At 41.4% G+C, this 21815-nt stretch carries 19 protein-coding genes and 1 other annotated feature; all 19 genes read left to right on the top strand.

What is annotated here, in order from left to right; genetic code table 11:
- Nucleotides 1-31 precede the first annotated feature (31 nt).
- The 19 genes from BMZ22_RS07380 (at nucleotide 32) to ileS (ending at nucleotide 21514) form a co-directional block, all read left to right on the top strand.
- Nucleotides 32-1501: a UDP-N-acetylmuramoyl-L-alanyl-D-glutamate--2,6-diaminopimelate ligase gene (locus BMZ22_RS07380; RefSeq protein ID WP_090083727.1), complete on the top strand. Its 1470-nt coding sequence runs from the start codon at nucleotides 32-34 to the stop codon at nucleotides 1499-1501.
- A gap of 95 nt (nucleotides 1502-1596) precedes the next feature.
- Nucleotides 1597-2961: a UDP-N-acetylmuramoyl-tripeptide--D-alanyl-D-alanine ligase gene (locus tag BMZ22_RS07375; protein ID WP_090083723.1), complete on the top strand. Its 1365-nt coding sequence runs from the start codon at nucleotides 1597-1599 to the stop codon at nucleotides 2959-2961.
- A 51-nt stretch (nucleotides 2962-3012) separates the two neighbouring features.
- A complete protein-coding gene (mraY, locus tag BMZ22_RS07370; RefSeq protein WP_425434274.1) occupies nucleotides 3013-3981 on the top strand; it encodes a phospho-N-acetylmuramoyl-pentapeptide-transferase in 969 nt (322 codons plus the stop codon).
- Complete coding sequence (gene murD, locus BMZ22_RS07365) at nucleotides 3978-5327, top strand: UDP-N-acetylmuramoyl-L-alanine--D-glutamate ligase (protein WP_090083718.1); 1350 nt, start codon at nucleotides 3978-3980, stop codon at nucleotides 5325-5327. The genes mraY and murD overlap by 4 nt, the downstream gene beginning before the upstream one ends.
- A 166-nt stretch (nucleotides 5328-5493) precedes the next feature.
- Complete coding sequence (gene spoVE, locus BMZ22_RS07360) at nucleotides 5494-6603, top strand: stage V sporulation protein E (protein ID WP_425434271.1); 1110 nt, start codon at nucleotides 5494-5496, stop codon at nucleotides 6601-6603.
- A gap of 496 nt (nucleotides 6604-7099) precedes the next feature.
- The gene (locus tag BMZ22_RS07355) at nucleotides 7100-7945 is read left to right on the top strand and encodes a cell division protein FtsQ/DivIB (protein WP_245745254.1); all 846 of its coding nucleotides are present in this window, start codon (nucleotides 7100-7102) and stop codon (nucleotides 7943-7945) included.
- A 215-nt stretch (nucleotides 7946-8160) separates the two neighbouring features.
- On the top strand, nucleotides 8161-9441 hold the full coding sequence (gene ftsA, locus BMZ22_RS07350; protein WP_090083709.1) for a cell division protein FtsA: 1281 nt from the start codon (nucleotides 8161-8163) through the stop codon (nucleotides 9439-9441).
- Nucleotides 9442-9537: 96 nt separating this feature from the next.
- On the top strand, nucleotides 9538-10677 hold the full coding sequence (gene ftsZ, locus BMZ22_RS07345) for a cell division protein FtsZ (protein WP_090083707.1): 1140 nt from the start codon (nucleotides 9538-9540) through the stop codon (nucleotides 10675-10677).
- 234 nt (nucleotides 10678-10911) lie between these two features.
- Nucleotides 10912-11832, top strand: coding sequence for a sigma-E processing peptidase SpoIIGA (gene spoIIGA, locus BMZ22_RS07340; RefSeq protein WP_090083704.1), 921 nt, complete (start codon nucleotides 10912-10914; stop codon nucleotides 11830-11832).
- Between the two features lie 43 nt (nucleotides 11833-11875).
- Nucleotides 11876-12595 carry an RNA polymerase sporulation sigma factor SigE gene (gene sigE / locus BMZ22_RS07335; RefSeq protein ID WP_090083702.1) on the top strand — a complete coding sequence of 240 codons (720 nt, stop codon included), beginning with the start codon at nucleotides 11876-11878 and terminating at the stop codon, nucleotides 12593-12595.
- A gap of 119 nt (nucleotides 12596-12714) precedes the next feature.
- On the top strand, nucleotides 12715-13494 hold the full coding sequence (gene sigG / locus BMZ22_RS07330) for an RNA polymerase sporulation sigma factor SigG (protein WP_090083701.1): 780 nt from the start codon (nucleotides 12715-12717) through the stop codon (nucleotides 13492-13494).
- An 890-nt stretch (nucleotides 13495-14384) separates the two neighbouring features.
- Nucleotides 14385-14657 (top strand): YlmC/YmxH family sporulation protein, encoded by a 273-nt coding sequence (locus tag BMZ22_RS07325; RefSeq protein WP_090083699.1) that lies wholly within the window; start codon nucleotides 14385-14387, stop codon nucleotides 14655-14657.
- A gap of 56 nt (nucleotides 14658-14713) precedes the next feature.
- Nucleotides 14714-15523, top strand: coding sequence for a peptidoglycan editing factor PgeF (gene pgeF / locus BMZ22_RS07320; RefSeq protein ID WP_090083696.1), 810 nt, complete (start codon nucleotides 14714-14716; stop codon nucleotides 15521-15523).
- A gap of 26 nt (nucleotides 15524-15549) precedes the next feature.
- Complete coding sequence (locus tag BMZ22_RS07315; RefSeq protein WP_177183371.1) at nucleotides 15550-16221, top strand: YggS family pyridoxal phosphate-dependent enzyme; 672 nt, start codon at nucleotides 15550-15552, stop codon at nucleotides 16219-16221.
- 17 nt (nucleotides 16222-16238) lie between these two features.
- Nucleotides 16239-16673: a cell division protein SepF gene (locus BMZ22_RS07310; protein ID WP_090083694.1), complete on the top strand. Its 435-nt coding sequence runs from the start codon at nucleotides 16239-16241 to the stop codon at nucleotides 16671-16673.
- Between the two features lie 6 nt (nucleotides 16674-16679).
- Entirely contained in the window at nucleotides 16680-16943 is a 264-nt protein-coding gene (locus BMZ22_RS07305; protein ID WP_090083693.1) for a YggT family protein, read from the top strand.
- A 13-nt stretch (nucleotides 16944-16956) separates the two neighbouring features.
- The gene (locus BMZ22_RS07300) at nucleotides 16957-17733 is read left to right on the top strand and encodes a YlmH family RNA-binding protein (RefSeq protein WP_090083690.1); all 777 of its coding nucleotides are present in this window, start codon (nucleotides 16957-16959) and stop codon (nucleotides 17731-17733) included.
- A 112-nt stretch (nucleotides 17734-17845) separates the two neighbouring features.
- Nucleotides 17846-18373: a DivIVA domain-containing protein gene (locus BMZ22_RS07295; protein WP_090083688.1), complete on the top strand. Its 528-nt coding sequence runs from the start codon at nucleotides 17846-17848 to the stop codon at nucleotides 18371-18373.
- Between the two features lie 47 nt (nucleotides 18374-18420).
- Nucleotides 18421-18647, top strand: a binding site (T-box leader).
- Nucleotides 18648-18757: 110 nt separating this feature from the next.
- Nucleotides 18758-21514, top strand: coding sequence for an isoleucine--tRNA ligase (gene ileS / locus BMZ22_RS07290; RefSeq protein WP_090083685.1), 2757 nt, complete (start codon nucleotides 18758-18760; stop codon nucleotides 21512-21514).
- The last annotated feature ends 301 nt before the right edge of the window (nucleotides 21515-21815 follow it).

Here is a 21815-nt window from a genome sequence, read left to right as displayed (position 1 = left end):
TTGAAGTATAAATTAGAATAGGGTGTTTGTAATGAATTTATCGAAGTTACTATCAGTGCTGCCATTTTATAACGTGTCAGCATCTATTGAGGACATATCAATTAATCAAATCGAAGCAGATTCCAGAGAAATTGATGAAGGAAGCTTATTTATTTGTATTGAAGGTTTTACAGTTGATGGCCATGAGTTTGTCACTCAGGCCGTGGACAATGGCGCTGTGGCCATTCTTGCGGAAAAAGATATAAATGCCCAAGTGCCGGTTATACGTGTTGCTGATACTACTAAATCAATGGCGATGCTTGCTGCAAAGTTTTATGGTTATCCCACACATGACATGCCGCTAATCGGTGTGACCGGCACGAACGGGAAGACAACTACAACTTATTTACTTGAATCAATTTTTAACCAATATAATCGAAAAACAGGAGTAATCGGGACCATCCAGATGAAAATCGGCGATGAGGCATACCCTGTTCATAATACGACGCCCGATGCACTGAGTTTACAAAGGTCATTTTTTAAGATGAAAGAGGAAGAAGTTGAAACTGCTATCATGGAAGTTTCCTCACATGCGCTTGATATGGGGAGATCCGATGGGTGTGAGTTTGATATTGCTGTATTCACTAACTTATCCCAGGACCATTTGGACTATCATGCAGACATGAAAGAATATCTGCATGCAAAAAGTCTTTTGTTTGCCCAGTTAGGGAATAATTATAATGATGAGCGTACGAAATTTGCAGTCATTAATCACGATGACCCGCATCATTTATTCCTGGAAAAAAGCACTGCACAGCATGTTATCACGTATGGCCTTCAACGTGATGCACAGGTAAAGGCTGTAAACATTAACCTTGAAGTAACGAAAACAGCGTTTACAATGGAGACGCCGGTTGGATCAATTGATATAACCAGTACGCTTATCGGTAAATTTAATGTCTATAATATGCTTGCTGCAGGGGCAGCTGCTGTCAGCGCAGGTGTGCCACTCGACACAATCAAGACGGCATTTGAATCAATTGAAGGTGTTGATGGCCGTTTTCAGCCGGTTGATGATGAACAGGAATTTGCCACACTCGTGGACTATGCTCATACACCTGATTCTTTGGAAAACGTTATGCAGACGATTAAAGAATTTGCCGAAAACAACGTGTATGTTGTGGTTGGCTGTGGCGGTGACCGTGACACATCAAAACGCCCACTTATGGCTTCCATTGCCATGCAGTACGCTGATGAGGCCATTTTCACTTCCGATAATCCGCGTACAGAAGACCCGCATGCTATTTTAAACGATATGATAAATGGCCTTGAAGAGGACCATTACAAAGTGATTGAAAATCGCCGGGATGCTATTTTTTATGCGGTCGATAAGGCTGAAAAAGGCGATATCATTTTAATTGCCGGAAAAGGGCATGAACCCTATCAGGAAATCGGTCAAACGCGGTATGATTTTGATGATCGCTTAGTAGCAAAAGAAGCAATTAAGCAAAAAGATTCGTAAAAAGGCGGAAAACATCCGGTCCGGTGGCGTTCCTTTTGGCAAAACACTGGATCGTGATCGCTTTTTAAGCCAGGAACATTAAGGAGAATCAGGGAATGTTATTTACGACAAAATGGCTCGGTGCTATTTTTGATAATGTTAATGAACATGCAAGTGATTCAATCTATATAAATGAAGTAACGACTGACAGCCGAAAAAAAACAGATAAGTCACTCTTTATACCGATAATTGGTGAGAAGTTTGATGGTCATCATTATATGGAAGAGGCATATAACCAGGGAGCGGTTGCGGCCATATGGGATAAACGAAAAGCGGTGCCTGATTTTTTGCCGGATGATTTTCCGTTGTTTTATGTTAATGACACGCTGGCTGCCATGCAGCAGCTTGCGCAATCCTATCGTGAAAGCGTCGCCCCGACGGTGATTGGTGTGACGGGATCCAATGGCAAGACAACGACTAAGGATTTGATTGCCGCCGTCCTTTCGCCATCGATTAAAACGCATTATACGAAAGGCAATTTAAATAATCATATCGGTGTGCCATTGACCATTCTATCGATGCCCTCTGATACAAAAGTTTTAGTAGTGGAGATGGGCATGAATCATCCCGGTGAAATTGAATCCCTAAGTAAATTAGCAAAACCGGATTATGCCGTCATTACGAATATCGGCGAATCACACATCGAAAATTTAGGTTCAAGAGAGGGCATTGCTGAGGCAAAGCTGGAAATTGCTCAGGGAATGAACAATGATGGACACTTATTAATTGATGGCGACGAAATACTATTGAGGCAGTGCCGTCATCAGAAGCATGTTATTACCTGTGGTTTTGAATATACGAACGATGTCCACATAAAAAATGTTAAACTTTTTCAGGATTCTACACAATTTCAGCTTGCAACCGGTGAGGAATATAAACTCCCATTGCTGGGAAGTCATCATGCGCTGAATGCCGCCTTCGCAGTCACCATTGCAAAACGCTTAGGAATTGAAATAACAAAAATTAAACAAGCGCTGACCGAACTGGAATTAACTTCAATGCGGTTTGAAATGATCGATGGGAAGAATGGAGCGTCAATCATCAACGACGCCTATAACGCATCACCGACCTCAATGAAAGCGAGTGTTGATGTTGTTAAAACACTCGATGGTTTCAAGCAAAAGGTACTTGTTTTGGGTGATATGTTTGAACTGGGTGATCAATCGAAATCCCTTCATCAAACTGTCGCCGAAAGCATTGATGACTCGGTGGATGCAGTGTTTACCATTGGGGAAGACTCGCGGGAGATTACATCACGTGTGAAAACGCAGCATCAATCAATTGATTGCAGACATTTTACTTCCAGAGAAGAATTATCCGCAGCTTTAAAAGACTATATTAATGAGGGAACATTAATCTTATTCAAAGCTTCGAGGGGTATGAAGCTTGAAACATTTGTGAATGAAGCTTCTGCAAATTAGGCATGGACGGTTGCTGTAAGAGGAGGAAAATTAGTGAATATATACGTTCTAATGTTGACAATTGCAATAGCATTTCTGATTACCGTCCTTTTGTCACCAATTTTCATTCCATTTTTACGTCGTTTGAAGTTTGGTCAAAGCATTCGGGAAGAGGGTCCAAAGTCACATATTAAAAAGACAGGAACACCGACGATGGGCGGCATCATGATTGTTATAAGCGTCATTATTACGACAATTATTATGACGGGCAAATATAATACTGAATCAATGGGCTATGAAATGTGGCTCCTTATTTTTGTGATGGCAGGGTACGGTATTTTGGGTTTTTTAGATGATTTTATTAAAGTTGCTATGAAACGTAATCTTGGATTAACGTCAAAACAAAAAATGATCGGTCAATTGGGGATAGCACTTGTTTTTTATTTTATTTTGCATGTTAATGATTATGCCACTTATATTCAAATCCCTGGAACATCCATTCAATGGGAGTTGGGATGGGGCTACGCTTTGCTGACCATTCTTATGCTCGTGGGAGCTTCCAACGCCGTGAACTTGACTGATGGACTGGATGGGCTGCTCGCAGGCACTGCAGCGATAGCATTCGGAGCGTTTGGTATATTAGCCTGGTATGGATTCCCGCAAAGCGAAGTTATGATCTTTTCATTGGCAGCAGTCGGAGCACTGCTAGGCTTTTTAGTGTTCAATGCACATCCTGCTAAAGTATTCATGGGAGATACTGGTTCACTGGCGCTCGGTGGTGCACTTGCTGCGATCGCCATTTTGACAAAACTCGAAATAATATTGGTTGTTATCGGTGGGGTATTTGTAATTGAAACATTGTCGGTCATTATACAGGTTATATCTTACAAGACAAGAGGCAAACGTGTATTTAAAATGAGCCCGTTACACCATCACTATGAATTATTGGGATGGTCAGAGTGGCGTGTGGTGGCAACTTTCTGGCTGATAGGCCTGATTTTTGCAGCGCTCGGGGTTTATATTGAGGTGTGGATAGCTTGAAGGAACTAATAAATTTTCCCTATCGTCATGTACTCGTATTAGGATTGGCGAAAAGCGGATCTGCCGCTGCCAAACTTTTGTTGCAAAACGGAAAATACGTACGGGTGAATGATAAAAATACAAGTCAAACCGATGATGATGCCCGGGAGTTAATGGTACTCGGGGCAGAAGTGATCACCGGTTCTCATCCGCTATCAGTACTGGATGACATTGAAATCATCGTAAAGAATCCGGGCATCCCTTATGAGATGCCTCTGTTGGAAGAAGCGCTTAGGCGGAAAATTCCAATTATAACGGAGGTTGAACTTGCCGGTAATCTATCAACGTCGGACATGATTGGGATAACAGGATCGAACGGAAAGACAACAACGACAACGTTGACAGCTGAAATGCTGAATGAAAGTCAAAAGCCAGCAAAAATTGCAGGAAATATAGGTTATGCAGCTACAGAAATTGTGCAGTCGCTGGAAAAAGATGAGCGAATGGTGCTCGAGTTGTCCTCATTTCAATTGCTGGGAGTCCAAACGTTTAAACCCCGCATTGCTGTCCTGCTGAATATTTTTGAGGCTCATCTTGATTATCATAAAACATTTGAAAACTATAAAAATGCTAAGTGCAACATATTTATAAATCAGACCGAAGACGATTTCCTAATTTATAATGCGGATAACACCACTGTTTCAGAAGCTGTTAAAGAAGCGAAATCAGCCAAAGTACCATTTTCGCTGAAAAAAAGTGTTACAAATGGTGCATGGACAGACGATACAAGTGTTTATTTTAAAAACGAAAAGCTCATCGAGAAAAAAAATATCGTGCTTCCGGGAGCGCACAATTTAGAAAATATTCTTGCCGCCATCTGTGCAGCTAAATTGAGCGGTGTTTCCAATCAAGCTATTTTCAATGTGTTAACGACATTTAAGGGAGTGCATCACAGACTTCAGTTTGTCACCAGTGTCAATGGTCGATTGTTTTATAACGATTCGAAAGCAACGAATGTGCTGGCTACCCAAAAAGCATTATCTTCATTCAAACAACCTATTGTACTGATTGCCGGCGGGCTTGACCGGGGCAATGTATTTGATGATTTGAAACCGTATATGGAAAATGTAAAAGGTGCGGTTCTTATCGGTGAAACACAGGCAAAATTGACCCGTGCGGCTCGCGAAGCAGGTGTTTCGGTTATCGAAACTGCAGAAAGTATGAAAGATGCTGTTGAAAAGGCATATCATCTCTCGGATGTTGATGATGTTGTTTTACTGTCCCCCGCATGTGCGAGCTGGGATCAATACAGCACCTTCGAACAAAGAGGTGACATGTTTATACAAGCCGTGCATACATTATTGTAGGGGCTTGTATAAGTAATGAAATCGCACAGGGTACTGAATTGACCGGCAGAATAAGTTACTGGCTGAAAATTAGTGAACCTGGATTCGGACAAACTCAATGGTGATAAGCGATATAAAAGCAAAAAAGCCCCTATTCCAAAACAAACTGGATGTGGGGTGTTTTTTGTTGCAACGTTTATTTAAATCCAAAAATATACCGGATTTAGTACTGGCCGCAGTGATTCTATCATTACTGGTGGTTGGTGCAGTGATGGTTTACAGTTCGTCGTATGTGTGGGCTGAATATAAATACGGAGATCAATTTTTTTATCTTAAGCGTCAGTTGTTATTTTGTGGTGTCGGTTTAATAGGGATGCTCTTTTTTACTGTCCTCCCCTATAACACATGGAAAAAATACAGCAAACTGCTTTTACTTGCCTGTTTCTTGCTGCTGCTTATTGTGCTTATTCCAGGTATTGGTATGGAACGCGGCGGGGCTCAAAGCTGGATAGGAATCGGTGCATTTAGTATCCAGCCATCTGAATTTATGAAATTGGGTTTAATTATTTACTTATCAGTCTATCTTTCAGTCAATCAAAAATATATCACTTCATTTAAAAACGGCTTTCTCCCGTCACTCGTTCTAGTTTTTGCTGCATTCGGGCTGATTATGCTGCAGCCTGACCTTGGAACTGGGGTAGTTCTTGCCGCGACATGTATGGTGATGATTTTTACTGCAGGGGCCAGGCTGAGTCACTTTTTAGGGCTTGCCGTCATTGGACTCATCGGCTTTCTGTTTTTAATCGTGTCGGCACCATATCGGATAAGCCGGATAACGGCCTTTATTAATCCGTGGGAAGATCCATTGGGAGATGGTTTTCAGATTATCCAGTCACTCTATGCGGTCGGTCCTGGAGGTCTGATGGGTTTAGGGCTTGGCGATAGTATTCAAAAATATTTTTATTTGCCGGAACCGCAAAACGATTTTATATTCTCGATTGTTGCTGAAGAACTTGGTTTTCTAGGCGGTACGTTTGTAATTAGTTTATTTGCACTGCTGTTCTGGCGCGGGATAAAAGTGGCGCTGGAAGCACCAGACGTGTACGGAAAATTTCTGGCGCTTGGTATCGTGTCAATGCTTTCGATACAGGTGATGATTAATATTAGTGTGGTTATCGGTTTGATTCCCGTAACAGGAATTACGCTTCCATTTTTGAGCTATGGCGGTTCCTCATTAACATTAACACTTTGCTCTGCCGGTATTTTACTGAATATCAGTAGATTCTCAAGATTGTAGGTTAAAGGCGGAAAAGTGAATTCCGCCTTTAATTGAAGTTTCACTTTACCCCGCATATAATGGTCAGTAACTCGCCGGAAAACGGCGAGTAACTGTCCCTAAATGCCCGATTCTGTTCAACTAACAATCAGTGGGGAAGAGCACCCCACTGATTGAAGTTTCACTTTACCCCGCATATAATGGTCAGTAACTCGCCGGAAAACGGCGAGTAACTGTCCCTAAATGCCCGATTCTGATCAACTAACATTCAGCGGGGAAAACCATCCCGCTGAATGAAGTTTCACTTTATGTAATATTTTTAATCAAATTGTTAGATGTTTACTACGTATAACATTTAAATATATGATATAATTCAACTACCTATTGATAGCGGCATGGGATAATGCCGTTTTATCCCGCATGTAATGGACAGTAATCCGCCGAAGAACGGCGGATAACTGTCCCTAAATGTCCGATTCTGTTCAACTAACATCCAGCGGGAAAAGCATCCCGCTGAATGAAGTTTCACTTTATTGTTTGCAATTATATTGATAAGACAAAGGAAGAAATAGAAATGGGGAAAAAAAATGTCGTTTCAATTGAAGATCGGATACCAAAGTTAAAACAGGAGCGGAAAAAGAAGGCAAACCGTCGCCTGATTTTTTATCTTTCTATTTTTTTCTTTTTAATTTCCATCATTGTCTACCTTCAATCACCATTAAGCTATGTTAGGACGATTGAAGTTTCAGGAAATTCCTTTGTTGAGGATGATGTGATAATTGAAGCGAGCACGATTGGAAAAAAAACAAATATCTGGTCGGTAAGTGAGTCAGAGGTTAGCCAGGCAATTAGTGAAAACCCGGTCATTCAAAAAGCAGAAGTCAACCGGAATTTACCCTGGACAATTGATATTAACGTCAGTGAATTCAGTCATGTTGGTTATATCAAACGAGATGACCGCTATTCCCCTGTTTTAGGAGATGGCAAGGTGCTTGAAAATGTAAAACAGCGTACTGTTGATGGCAACGCACCGCTTCTCATGGGATTTTCAGAGACAAGCTATTTAAATCAAATGTCTGAGGAGCTGAAAAAGCTGCCGGAAAGTGTTTTGCAGCTGATCTCAGAGATACACTGGCAGCCAAGTGAAAAAAATGAGCATAAAATATTACTCTATATGAATGATGGTTACATGGTAGATGGGACTATCAGAAATTTCGCTGATAAGATGCGTGTTTATCCTTCAATTGTTTCGCAGCTTGACCCTGAAAGCAAGGGAGTAATACATATTGGTGCGGGTGTTTACTTTGAGGAATTTAACGCGGATACGGATAATCAGGAATCCAGTAATGAATCAGCGCAGTAAGGAAAAATTTCCACTATTAAAATAGATTAAATTAAAGGATTTTCCTCTTTTATTGTAGAATTAACCTATATATATTTTCTTTTATGGCAAATTGCTTTAAAATTAATGATTATAGACGAAAACAATATCTAGAAATCTTGAAAACTAAATTGACAAACCATCTGATTGATCAAAGGCAAACTATCAGATGCTTCTGAGCCGGGAGGTGCCTTTCTTTGAACAACAGCGAAATACTAGTAAGTCTTGATATAGGAACATCAAAGATTAAAGTAATAATTGGAGAAGTGTTAAACGATTCCCTCAACATTATAGGCGTTGGCACTGCTGAATCAAATGGTATGAAAAAAGGAGCAATTATTGACATTGATCAAACTGTTCAGTCAATCAGAAGTGCAGTAGAACAGGCTGAGCGAATGGTTGGTATGCAAATTGACAGTGTAGTAGTCGGGGTCAACGGCAAACACGTACAATTACAGCCTTGTCACGGTGTTGTTGCCGTCCAGAGTGATAACCGTGAAATCGGTGATGAGGATATTAAACGGGTGATTGACGGGGCACAAGTCGTGTCAATTCCACCTGAAAGTGAAATTATTGACGTTATTCCAAAACAATTTATCGTGGATGGGCTGGACGAAATAACTGACCCGCGGGGAATGATTGGCGTAAGACTTGAAATGGAAGGAACAATTATCACATGTTCCAAAACGGTACTGCATAACTTGCTTAAATGTGTTGAACGTGCAGGATTGCAAATTTCCGATATTTGTTTGCAGCCACTTGCGGCAGGGACAGTTGCTTTATCCAAAGACGAAAAGAACTTGGGCGTCACTTTAATTGATGTGGGCGGCGGCTCCACAACTGTTTCTGTGTTTGAAAATGATCATCTGGCGGGTACAAGTGTAATTCCATTAGGCGGGGACAACATTACAAAAGATTTATCCATCGGTCTAAGGACATCAACAGAGGAATCCGAAGATATTAAATTGAATTATGGCCATGCATTTTATGATGACGCGCGGGAAGATGAAACATTCCAAGTATCTGTTATAGGCAGCAATCAAAGTGAAACGTATAATCAGCTGCAGATTTCTGATATGATAGAAGCCAGAATGGAAGAAATATATGCATATGCTGAACGCGAAATCAGACGAATGGGTTACCAGCAATTACCTGGGGGATATGTGCTGACAGGTGGTACAATGAAAATGCCAGGGGCGATGGAGCTTGCCCAAGATTTGTTCCAGTCGAATGTTCGTATTGCTATTCCTGATTACATAGGTGTAAGAGAACCCCAGTTTACTGCGGGTGTTGGCATCTTGCAATTTGCTTATCGTAATGCGAAAATACAAGGAAAAGAACTATTACCGTCTGTTGCCGGCAACAGCAGTGAGATGAAGTCAAAACGACCGAAAAATCCGGAGAACTCTGACGCCCCGGCTAAAGCAGAGAAAAAGGAATCAAAGATTGCAAATTTATTTAAATATTTCTTTGATTAAAATTGGTTTAATGCCGGGGGGACCCGGGTATTCCCAATGATTGGCATAATTAAAATCTAAAGCGTTGTAATTCAGCATATTAGGAGGAACGGATGTATGTTAGAGTTTGAAACAAATATGGACCAGCTTGCGACGATAAAAGTAATTGGTGTCGGCGGTGGTGGCAGCAATGCAGTCAACCGCATGATTGAACATGGTGTGGAAGGTGTTGAATTCATTGCTGTCAACACCGATGCACAGGCATTAAATTTGGCAAAGGCAGAAACCAAATTACAAATAGGCGGAAAGTTAACACGCGGGTTAGGCGCCGGAGCAAACCCTGAAGTCGGAAGAAAAGCCGCTGAAGAAAATAAGGAACAATTGGAAGAGGCGCTTCAAGGTGCTGATATGATATTCGTAACTGCCGGGATGGGCGGCGGCACGGGAACAGGTGCAGCTTCTGTTATTGCGCAAATAGGTAAAGAGCTTGGTGCGCTCACAGTGGGTGTGGTTACACGACCGTTTACATTTGAAGGAAAACGAAGATCAACACAAGCTGTGTCAGGTATTGACTCTCTAAAATCGAGTGTCGATACGTTAATCGTCATTCCGAATGATCGTCTTCTTGAAATTGTTGATAAAAATACCCCAATGCTTGAGGCGTTCCGCGAAGCCGATAATGTATTGCGTCAAGGTGTCCAGGGTATCTCCGACCTTATTGCAAAACCAGGCTTAATTAACGTTGACTTTGCTGATGTGAAGACAATTATGTTTGATAAAGGTTCAGCATTGATGGGAATCGGTATTGCGACTGGAGAAAATCGCGCAACTGAAGCAGCTAAAAAAGCTATTTCGTCACCACTTCTCGAAACATCAATTGACGGCGCTCACGGTATTTTGATGAATATAACCGGCGGCAGTAACTTGAGTCTCTATGAAGTTCAAGAAGCTGCTGACTTAGTGACATCAGCTGCCGATAACGAAGTGAATGTGATTTTCGGATCTGTTATTAATGAAAACTTGAAAGATGAAATCATTGTGACCGTTATAGCCACTGGTTTTGATGAAAGTAAAAAAGAAGAAACTCAGCCGCGTCAGCGCCCGGCTATTAATCATAATCAGCAGGCAGCTGCAAGACCTTCTGATGAAGCACCTCGGGAACAAGAACAGAGCATGAACAAGCAAAGTCGCCCAAATCAGCAGGAAGACGAACTTGACATTCCTACCTTCTTGCGTAATCGGAATCGGAATCGTTAAAACAGCGGCAGCAAGCTAATGTTGAAAAAGGGCAACCAGATTTTTAAATCTGGTTGCCCTTTTTGTTGTGTGATTACATCCTGCCGGCCCTCCGGAAGAAATCATTTACAATGTGACAAACAAGCTGATAAGTCGTTAAAATTAGCCCCCTTCATTTTTCATGATGTGACAGACTTTGCTCTTTGTTAGCACTATACTTCCTGTAAGGGATTTTTAAAGGAGGAAGAAATAAGTGTGACGATTTATCTTGATGCTGTCTGGCTTTTAAATTTTTTCCTGGATTTGATGCTTCTTATGCTGACACAGACTTTAGCAAAGGACAGCACAAGAAAGCTCAGAATTGTAGTTGGAGCTTTTATTGCTTCATTGGCGGTTCCGCTGACCATTTATTATCCCGATTCGTTTATTGCGAGTTTGATAGGTAAACTGATGTTTTCGATCATCATTATTGTTTGCAGTTTTCATATCCGTTCACTCTATCAGATGATTAAGTTACTGCTCTTATTCTATTTTGTAACTTTCACTATAGGGGGTGGATTGATTGCAATACATTTTCTATTTCAAAGTCCGTTCAGTATAACTGCAAATGGCATTTTGACAGTTAGCAGCGGTTATGGTGATCCGGTAAGCTGGCTATTCGTCGTGATTGGTTTTCCGGTTGTCTGGTACTTTACGAAAATGCGGATGGACAAGCACGCCACCGAAAAAATTCGTTATGATCAATTGTGCCAAGTGACGATTCAAATTGAGCAGGTAAGCAAAACGACTACTGCATATATTGACAGCGGCAATCAGCTCACAGATCCTATCTCAAACAAACCCGTTATTATATGTGATGAATATTTTCTAAAACAATGGTTTACAGACGACGAATGGGATATGTTGAAGCAGGCTCACACGCATCTGGATTTTGAAAAGCTGCCGGCCGGCTGGGAAAAAAGAATACAGATTGTTCCTTTTCAAGGAGTGGAAGGCAATCGTACGTTTATGATGGCTATCAAACCGGATAATGTCTCCATCGTTTACAACACTGAAGAAATTATGACGCGTAAAGTATTGATCGGTATCCAGTTTGCGGTGCTAACGAAAGATCAATCTTATCACTGTTTGCTTCATCCTAAAATTATAAAAATGGCAACTAAGGTTTCGGCATAATTGAAGCACATTGAAAAACTATTTATAAAAGGGGCGAGTTGATGTGAAATTTGTTAGACTTCGTTTGCGTTTGTGGTGGTATAAGCTGCTCTTCAAGCTCGGTCTGAAAACGGATGAAATTTATTACATAGGCGGCAGTGAAGCGCTTCCACCACCGCTTTCGAAAGATGAAGAAAAACGGTTGCTTGAATTGCTTTCAGAAGGTGATAAATCGGCAAGAGCCGTATTAATCGAACGAAATTTGCGCTTGGTTGTATACATTGCACGAAAATTTGAAAATACTGGCATTAATATTGAAGATCTCATCAGCATTGGAACAATTGGTCTTATTAAAGCGGTTAACACCTTTAATCCTGAAAAGAAAATCAAACTTGCGACATACGCTTCACGATGTATTGAGAATGAAATATTAATGTATTTGAGAAGGAATAATAAACTAAAGTCGGAAATTTCATTTGATGAACCGTTAAATATCGACTGGGATGGAAACGAGCTATTACTCTCAGATGTACTCGGAACTGACGAAGATATTATAACGCGGGATATTGAAACCAATGTTGATAAACATTTATTGAAAAATGCGCTTTCTCAGTTGAACCCACGGGAAAAACAAATTATGGAACTTCGATTCGGCCTTGTTGGTAAAGAGGAAAAGACCCAAAAAGATGTAGCAGATATGCTAGGCATTTCCCAGTCTTATATTTCCCGACTGGAGAAGAAAATAATACGCCGCCTTAAAAAAGAATTTAATAAAATGGTATAAGCCGCTATAGCATATTTTCAACCCAATTTTGCATAATAATATCCCAATCCTCTCTGCATAAAAAACCTCCTACGGGGAGATACTGCTCATGAACAGCATCTCCATCAGGAGGGTAGAACATGACAAAGCATAAAGTTGAAATATGTGGAGTAGATACATCAAAATTACCAGTACTAAAAAATGACGAAATGCGTGAGTTATTTAAACAAATGCAGGCTGGCGATATAACCGCCAGAGAAAAGTTGGTAAATGGCAATTTGCGTCTTGTTCTAAGTGTGATCCAGCGTTTCAATAATCGTGGTGAATACGGTGACGATTTATTCCAGGTCGGCTGCATTGGATTAATGAAATCAATTGATAATTTTGATTTAGGTCATAATGTTAAATTCTCCACTTATGCGGTGCCAATGATAATTGGGGAAATAAGAAGGTATCTACGGGATAATAATCCAATCAGGGTCTCAAGATCCCTCCGTGACACGGCATACAAAGCTTTGCAAGTTAGGGAAAAACTGATCAGTAAAACATCCAAAGAGCCGACAGCCGCAGAAATAGCTGATGAAATGGGAGTCGAGCACTCAGATATTGTCTTTGCGATGGATGCGATTCAAGATCCTGTATCATTATTTGAACCGATTTATAATGATGGAGGAGACCCCATTTATGTTATGGATCAGTTAAGTGATGACAAAGACAAAGATTCAATGTGGGTAGATAAACTTTCTCTGAAGGAGGGCATGTATCAGCTCAACGACCGGGAAAAAATGATTCTCAACAAACGCTTTTTTCAAGGGAAAACACAGATGGAAGTTGCTGACGAGATTGGTATATCGCAAGCACAAGTATCCAGACTGGAAAAGGCAGCCATTGATCAAATGAATAAGGAAATGTTTGAATGAATAAATCAGTTGGTGAATGACAACGGCTGGTATTTTCAGAGCGAAAGAATCGGAAGTAAACAGACAACGCACTTATCAATTTAAAATTCAGCGTTCAGCTTTATGAAATGGAGGGGATAGTTGCTTCGTTATCAAAAAAATCACATATTACAAAAGCTCGAATCGACGCCAAATCTAATTTGATTTGGCGTCGATTTTTATTATTCAGAAAAGTTCACTATACCATCCTACTCATTAAGAAACCCTTTCGCAGTTGATGTAAAGTGCGAACCAGTGAAAACTCTTCCTTCTTAAGTTCGATAAGCATTAAAAGCCGCTCCGGCAATATACTTCGCTTTCCATGGGCACGGCCTCAGCCATCTTGAAAAGCAAAGACCGCTTTTCAAGGTGTCTTCGGACACGTGCTGTTCCCATAGGAGTCTGCGTATATTGCCTGCGCTAAAAAATGCTTACTGTAGTTTTGTCTGTTTAACGAGTAACGCAACGTTATTTAAACACTCACGTAAGCAGCTGGAATATGCGAGACTCCTGTGGGACAGCGAGCCTAAGAGACCCCGCAGTGAGCGGTTTTTGCTCACGAGGAGGCTCGTGGTGAGCCCACGGAAAGCGACGAGCAAATCTTCCACCGAATCCGCTGCGAGTTGCGAGGAGTGCTGCGTCACAGAAGAGCATGCAACACGACGAGCACCATGTATATTCCAGCTGCGTCGCTAGAAAGTTACCCCAAACGATCCAACGAAACTTTACGCCGCAGTTTATGGGTTTCAGGTCATAATATTAAATGTTTTTGGCTCGATTTATTCATGCAGCAAATTTGAGGGCCTTGAAAAGAAGGATAATATTTCTGGCATATGGCTGCATATAAATTTATATAAGGCAGGTGAACTAACGTGATTACATTATCTGAATTACAGATAAAGGAAGTTATCGTCATTAATGACGGCAGGCGACTTGGTCATATTTCCGATTTGGAAATTGATGGCAGAACTGGGAAAATAACGGCGTTGGTGCTCGATATGAAAGAGAAAAAGTCGGGCCTGTTCGGTAAAGCGGATGAACTTGTTATCCCTTGGGGACATATTGAGGTAATAGGGTCTGATGTTATATTAGTCAGAGAGGTCACTATCCCTGCATTATATCCTGACCAGCAATTACTCGAATAATCGCCAAAATATGATAAGATGGTACATGAGCAAGATGGAGTTAAGGAGGCCAGCGTATGTCTGAACCATTTCAAAAGCTAACAGAAACTAACTTAGTTATCGAAAGTTGGCAACGGGTTAATCCTGAATTGCAAGCTGGCTTTTCGACACGTAACGACGGGGTCAGTGAGGCTCCGTTTGATACATTGAACCTCGGCTTACATGTACAGGATGCTTCTGAAGATGTGATTGCCAACAGAGAAAAGCTTGCTGAGGCTGTTCAAATCCCACTCGATTCATGGGTTTCGGGGGAACAAACGCATCAGACTAATATTCATATTGTGCGTGATGAGGATAAAGGGAAGGGATCACTTGCACACGAGACATCCATAAAAAAGATTGATGGACTGATTACTGACCGAAGAGGCATATTATGTACGGCTTTTTTTGCGGATTGTGTGCCCCTATTTTTCTTTGATCCATCAACCGGCTGGATAGGAATTGCGCATGCCGGCTGGAAAGGAACTGTAAGCAGAATCAGCCAGAAGATGGTTGATGCCTTACAATCAGCAGGAGTTAAACCGTCTGAATTATTGGTCATAATCGGGCCTTGTATATCTTCTGATTATTATGAGGTTGACGAACGGGTTGTCAGTCAGATACCGGCAGAATTACGCAACCAATCTGTTGTTTCACTTGAAGATAAACGGTTTCTGCTTGATTTAAAACAATTAAATAAGGAAATCCTTTTACAACATGGTATTTTAAGTCATAATATAGAGGTAACAAATTATTGCACATTCCGCGATGAATCATTGTTTTTTTCACATCGGCGTGATCAGGGCAATACAGGCAGAATGCTCGGTTACATTGGTTATAATATATGATTATATTGGGGGAGGACGATGGTATAATGGATGTAGCAACAAACTTGCGGCATATAAGACAGAATATTGAACAAGCCTGTGAAAAAAGTAATCGAAATCCGGACGATATTACCATAATCGGGGTCACAAAATATGTTACAATAGAACGAACGAAAGAACTTATTAACGCGGGCATTAAAAATCTTGGCGAAAATCGTCTTGACGGTTTTCTCCAAAAGCATGAATACATACAAGATAATGCAACATGGCATTTTATTGGTACGTTGCAGTCCCGAAAAGTAAAAGAAGTAATTGGAAAAGTAGATGCCGTTCATTCGTTGGACAGAAAATCGCTTGCCAAAGAAATCAATAAACGTGCTGCAAACCCGGTGGACTGTTTTGTTCAAGTAAATGTAAGCGGTGAAGAATCCAAACATGGTATTATGCCGGAAGAAACCTTAGCTTTTATTAAGGATATGGAAGGCTTTGCCAATATAAGAGTCATAGGTTTAATGACAATGGCGCCGCATATTGAGGATGAAAATGAACTCCGACAAGTCTTCAGAAGGTTGGCTTCGCTGAGAGACAGCATCAAGTCCGAGCAATTGCCCCATGCTCCGTGTCAATATTTGTCCATGGGGATGAGCAATGATTACCACCTTGCTGTTGAAGAAGGTGCAACCCACGTCCGGATCGGCTCCAGCCTTGTTGGGTCCTAAAAAAGAGGGGTGTAAGAATGAGTTTGAAAAATAAAATTAAAACATTTTTTACGTTGGAAGATGATTACGAGTATGTAGAGGAGCAGGAAGAAATGAATACGTATGAAACATCATCAGCTGCAAGCGGCAAAAATGGAAACGTCGTTAATCTGACAACAATGCAGGGTCCGTCTTCCAAAGTCGTCTTATATGAGCCGCGTAATTACAGTGAAGCACAGGAAATTGCTGACAATGTCGTCAATAAGCGGGCGGTGGTTATTAATCTTCAGCGCGTTGATCATCAGCAGGCTAAACGTATTGTTGATTTCCTGAGCGGCACTGTTTATGCGATTAAGGGTGACATCCAGAAACTTGGCGACGGAACATTCCTGTGTACGCCTGATAATGTTGAAGTATCAGGTTCCATAACGGATTCCTTCGTAGAGAATGATGAATACAGTAAAGGATGGTAGCAATTTATGCAATCGTTACTTAGTTTTTTATATCTTGCATTAGAGCTATATAGTTTTGCTCTGATTATTTATATATTTATGTCCTGGTTCCCGGGAGCGCGTGAGTCTTCATTTGGCGTCTTTTTAGCAAAAATATGCGAACCTTACCTGGAGCCATTCCGAAAAATAATTCCACCAATTGGCATGATGGATATTTCACCAATTGTTGCAATTTTTGTTCTCTATTTTGCCAGGGTCTTCGGTTTGCCTGTTCTGTTCAGCTGGTTCTAAGAGGTGGTAGCTGATGGATATATACCAGCATTTCAGGCAGGATGAACATCCATTTATTGATCAAGTATTATCCTGGATTGACAATGTTGAAAAAACCTACCAAATGAAGATTACTGATTTTCTTGATCCGAGAGAACAACAGATTGTGGATATGTTGACCGGGACTAGTCTGGAAGAATTGAAAGTATTTAAACATGGTGGCAGCAAAAATGCTGAACGAAAGCGGGTTATTATCGCCCCGTTTTACGAACAAGTCAGCGAAGACGATTTTCAGCTCGCTTTACTTCAAGGCTCGTACCACGCTAAATTTATATCGCTCAGCCATCGAGATGTGATGGGAGCGTTTCTGTCTCAAGGAATTAAACGTGGGAAACTTGGCGATATTCTCGTAGAAGATGGTCTGATACAAATTATCATGGCGAGTGAAATCGCTCCTTATGTTCTGACAAATTTAACTTCCATCAAGCAGGCGAGAATCAAGCTGGAAGAACAGCAGCTTTCATCCGTTGTAGAGAAAGAAACCACTTGGGTTGAATCTAATTATATTGTCTCATCCATGCGATTGGACACAGTGGTAAAGGCCATCTACAGGCTGTCGCGAAAAGATGCGGGAGAATTGATCAAAAAAGGGCTTGTCAAAGTGAATTATAAAGTGGCCGATAATCGTAAATTGATTTTGGACGAAGGTGACATGCTTTCACTAAGGGGAAAAGGCCGCAGTAAAATAATTCAAATAAACGCCCGTACAAAAAAGGACAACTTAAGTATTACAGCAGGGCTTTTAAAATGATGCAAATGAAGTTGCAGGATTTTTTGTTTTTGTGTCGAAATAATGTATAATATGGAGTCATCAAAGTCATTTTTGTTATTAAACGGTTGTACCACTTAAGGAGGTGGCCTGTGTGGCATTAACACCATTGGATATTCATAATAAAGAGTTTACAAGAAGCTTTCGCGGATACGACGAAGATGAAGTCAATGAATTTCTGGATCAGGTAATCAAGGATTACGAGATGACAATCCGCGAAAAAAAAGATCTGCAGGAAAAAGTTGAGCAATTGAATGAAAAACTCGGTCATTTTACTAATATTGAAAGCACTTTAAACAATTCAATTCTGATTGCACAGGAAACAGCAGAAGAGTTAAAAGGTAATGCTCAAAAAGAGTCTAAATTAATAATAAAAGAAGCAGAAAAAAATGCTGACCGTATTGTTAACGAAGCGTTAACGAAATCCCGCCGAATTGAAATGGATATTGAAGAACTGAAAAAGCAAGCCAAAGTTTTCCGCACACGATTGAAAATGTTGGTTGAGGCACAGCTGGATGTAATTGATGCCAATGATTGGGAAGGACTATTTGAAGAAGAAAGTGATGAAGAAACAGAAGACAATGTAAGTGAGGTGCCTGATTACGCTGAGTCAAGGGCATAGAACTTGACGTCTGTCAGCAATTTACATATAATGCTCATATATTAATATGTTTTATGATGACGGAGCCAGTAGGAATGGATGACTGTTTAAGCGAATCAGGGGTGGTGCGAGCCTGGTACAGCAAAACATTCTGAATATCACTCCCGAGTATCCATTCTGAATTAAAGTAGGAGTGGACGGTTTATTCACGTTACGAATGTCGAGTGGATTTAAATGAGTCGATTGATGATTTTAAATTTATGAGGGTGGTACCGCGAGTCTTCTCGTCCCTTTTGGGATGGGGAGGCTTTTTTATTCGGGCAGTAAAGCCCTTAAAAAAACCCGTATTTCAATAAACAATCATATTTGCAAAGTTTCATTTTGAAATGAATAGGAGGAAACAGATTGGATTATAAAGAGACCTTATTGATGCCAAAGACAAAATTTCCGATGCGTGGCAATTTGCCGAATAAAGAGCCTGAGCGCCAAAAAAAATGGGAGGAAAACCGTATTTATGAAAAAGGGCAGGAACGCACGAAAGGACGCCCGCTTTTCATATTGCATGACGGCCCCCCGTATGCGAATGGTGATTTGCATATTGGGCATGCCCTTAATAAGATACTGAAAGATTTCATCACACGCTACAGATCAATGAGCGGATACCACGCACCATATGTGCCTGGTTGGGATACACATGGTCTCCCTGTTGAAACAGCACTGACTAAGAAGAAAAAAGTCGACCGCAAAAAAATGAGTGTGGCAGAATTTAGACAAAAGTGTGCTGAATACGCGATGGGGCAGCTTGATAATCAGCGCGAACAATTTAAGAAATTTGGCATTCGCGGTGATTGGGATAACCCTTATATTACGTTGACGAAAGACTATGAAGCTGCTCAAATCAAAGTTTTCGGTGAGATGGCTAAAAAGGGCTATATTTACAGAGGACTTAAGCCTGTGTACTGGTCACCATCCTCTGAGTCGGCACTGGCAGAAGCAGAAATCGAATATCATGACAAACGCTCACCGTCCATCTATGTGGCATTTGATGTGACTGACGGCAAAGATGTCCTCGAAGGTGATGAGAAAATCATTATCTGGACAACAACGCCGTGGACGATTCCTGCCAACCTTGGAATTGCCCTGCACCCTGAACTGGAATATGCAGTTGTGAATGTGAATGGTGAAAAATATGTGATTGCTCACGAGCTTGTCGAGACGATTACAGAAGAGCTGGAATGGGAAAACCCGGAAGTTGTCAAAACATTTAAAGGCACAGAAGCAGATAGAATTGTTGCAAAGCATCCTTTTTATGATCGTGATTCGCTTGTGATGCTGGGCGAGCATGTGACGACAGATGCAGGTACAGGCTGTGTTCACACAGCGCCGGGACACGGTGAAGATGACTTTTATATGTCGCGTGAATACGGTATTGAACCGCTGTCCCCAGTAGATAATCAAGGGTATTTTACCAGTGAAGCGCCTGGTTTAGAAGGCGAGTTTTACGATAAAGCGAATAAAACAATAACGGAAAAGTTGGATGAGACAGGAACACTCCTTAAGCTGTCGTTTATAACGCATTCATATCCACATGACTGGCGAACGAAAAAGCCGACGATATTCCGTGCAACGTCCCAATGGTTCGCATCGATTAAGGATTTTCGTGATGATATCCTTGAAGAAATCAATCGAATCAATTGGTATCCTGCCTGGGGCGAAACACGGTTATACAATATGGTGCGTGACCGTGAAGATTGGTGTATTTCGCGGCAGCGGACATGGGGTGTACCAATCCCTGTTTTTTATGCCGAAGATGGAACCCCGATTATTACGAATGAAACGATTGAACATGTATCCAAGCTATTTGAAGAGCATGGTTCAAATGTGTGGTTCGAACGGGAAGCAAAAGATCTGCTGCCGGAAGGATTTGAATCTGAACATAGCCCTAACGGTAAGTTTACGAAAGAAACGGATATCATGGATGTCTGGTTCGATTCCGGCTCATCGCATGAAGCGGTTTTAATGGGACGTGAAGATCACAAACGCCCGGCCGATGTTTATCTGGAAGGAAGTGACCAGTACCGCGGCTGGTTCAACTCATCGATCTCAACAGCGGTTGCTGTCACAGGCAGAGCGCCATATGAAACAATTGTAAGCCACGGTTTCACGCTTGATGGGAACGGACGCAAAATGAGCAAGTCGCTTGGCAATGTTATGGACCCATTAAAAATACAAAAGCAGCTAGGTATTGATATACTGCGTTTGTGGGTGGCTTCGGTTGACTATCAGGCTGACGTTCGTATTTCACAGGAAATTCTGAAGCAAATTTCAGAAGTTTACCGAAAAATTCGTAACACGATCCGGTTTATGCTTGGCAACCTTGCTGATTTCAATCCGGAAACAGATGCGGTCCCTGAAGCAGAGATGGGTGAAGTTGATCGTTATATGCTTCACCGTTTGCAGAGCTTAACGGAGGATGTCAGAAACAGTTATGACGTCTATGAATACTCACCAATCTACTCGCGTATTCATAACTTCTGCACGATTGACTTGAGTTCATTCTATCTTGATTTCGCTAAAGATATTTTATACATTGAACCAGCAAATAGTCATAATCGCAGGAGTATCCAAACGGCTTATTATGAAATTGTAACGACATTGGTTAAATTGTTGACACCAATCATTCCGCACACAGCTGACGAAATGTGGGAGTACATCCCTCATGTTGAAGAAGAAAGTGTGCAGCTGACAGATATCCCAGAACCGAGAAACATTACCGGTTTTGATCAATTGAATGAAAAGTGGGATCATTTCATGCATGTGCGTGATGATGTATTGAAAGCATTGGAAGAAGCGCGTGAAGACAAAGTTATTGGCAAGTCGCTCGAAGCCAAAATAACGGTCGTTCCGAAAGATGAGAAGACGAAAGAAGTGCTTGAAGGCATCAATGATATTCACCAGTTGTTTATCGTTTCAGAAGCAGACGTTACTGATCACGCCTCTGATGCAACTGAGTACAGATATGTGGATGTTAAGGTCCAAAAACATCCAGCTGAGAAATGTGCGCGCTGCTGGACGGCTTCAGAAACCGTCGGCAGTGATGAGGAACACCCGGATCTATGTTCACGTTGCGCCGGCATCGTGAGCGAACATTACAGTGCATAAAATAAAAAGCGCCTGTCCTTTCATTAGGAAAAGGCGCTTTTTAACTTTTTGTGGTAAACTATCACCACACCCTTTAAAATGTGGAATAGAGTGTTTCTCATTTTGTCATGACACAAAACCCATAAACTGCGAACTAACTTTCAATTTGGGTGGGTTGTAGTCCACCGCTCCGGAAATACACGCCGCTTTCCGCGGGCGGCTGGTGAGCCTCCTCGGGCTACGCCCTGCGGGGTCTCACCTATGCCTATGCTCCCGCTGGAGTCGGCGTGTATTTCCTTCGCTGACAATTGCTAATTGAAGT

The sequence above is a fragment of the Lentibacillus persicus genome (assembly GCF_900112705.1).
Lineage (GTDB): Bacteria > Bacillota > Bacilli > Bacillales > Amphibacillaceae > Lentibacillus > Lentibacillus persicus.
This window is presented reverse-complemented; position numbering and strand designations above follow the sequence as displayed.

Excerpts from the sequence above, each read along its gene's own strand:
- BMZ22_RS07375 (WP_090083723.1), top strand. The coding sequence starts at position 1,597 with ATGTTATTTACGACAAAATGGCTCGGTGCTATTTTTGATAATGTTAAT.
- mraY (WP_425434274.1), top strand. The coding sequence starts at position 3,013 with ATGTTGACAATTGCAATAGCATTTCTGATTACCGTCCTTTTGTCACCA.
- ftsZ (WP_090083707.1), top strand. The coding sequence starts at position 9,538 with ATGTTAGAGTTTGAAACAAATATGGACCAGCTTGCGACGATAAAAGTA.
- sigG (WP_090083701.1), top strand. The coding sequence starts at position 12,715 with ATGACAAAGCATAAAGTTGAAATATGTGGAGTAGATACATCAAAATTA.
- BMZ22_RS07305 (WP_090083693.1), top strand. The coding sequence starts at position 16,680 with ATGCAATCGTTACTTAGTTTTTTATATCTTGCATTAGAGCTATATAGT.
- BMZ22_RS07355 (WP_245745254.1), top strand. The coding sequence starts at position 7,100 with ATGAAGTTTCACTTTATTGTTTGCAATTATATTGATAAGACAAAGGAA.
- BMZ22_RS07300 (WP_090083690.1), top strand. The coding sequence starts at position 16,957 with ATGGATATATACCAGCATTTCAGGCAGGATGAACATCCATTTATTGAT.
- pgeF (WP_090083696.1), top strand. The coding sequence starts at position 14,714 with ATGTCTGAACCATTTCAAAAGCTAACAGAAACTAACTTAGTTATCGAA.
- BMZ22_RS07310 (WP_090083694.1), top strand. The coding sequence starts at position 16,239 with ATGAGTTTGAAAAATAAAATTAAAACATTTTTTACGTTGGAAGATGAT.
- BMZ22_RS07315 (WP_177183371.1), top strand. The coding sequence starts at position 15,550 with ATGGATGTAGCAACAAACTTGCGGCATATAAGACAGAATATTGAACAA.
- BMZ22_RS07380 (WP_090083727.1), top strand. The coding sequence starts at position 32 with ATGAATTTATCGAAGTTACTATCAGTGCTGCCATTTTATAACGTGTCA.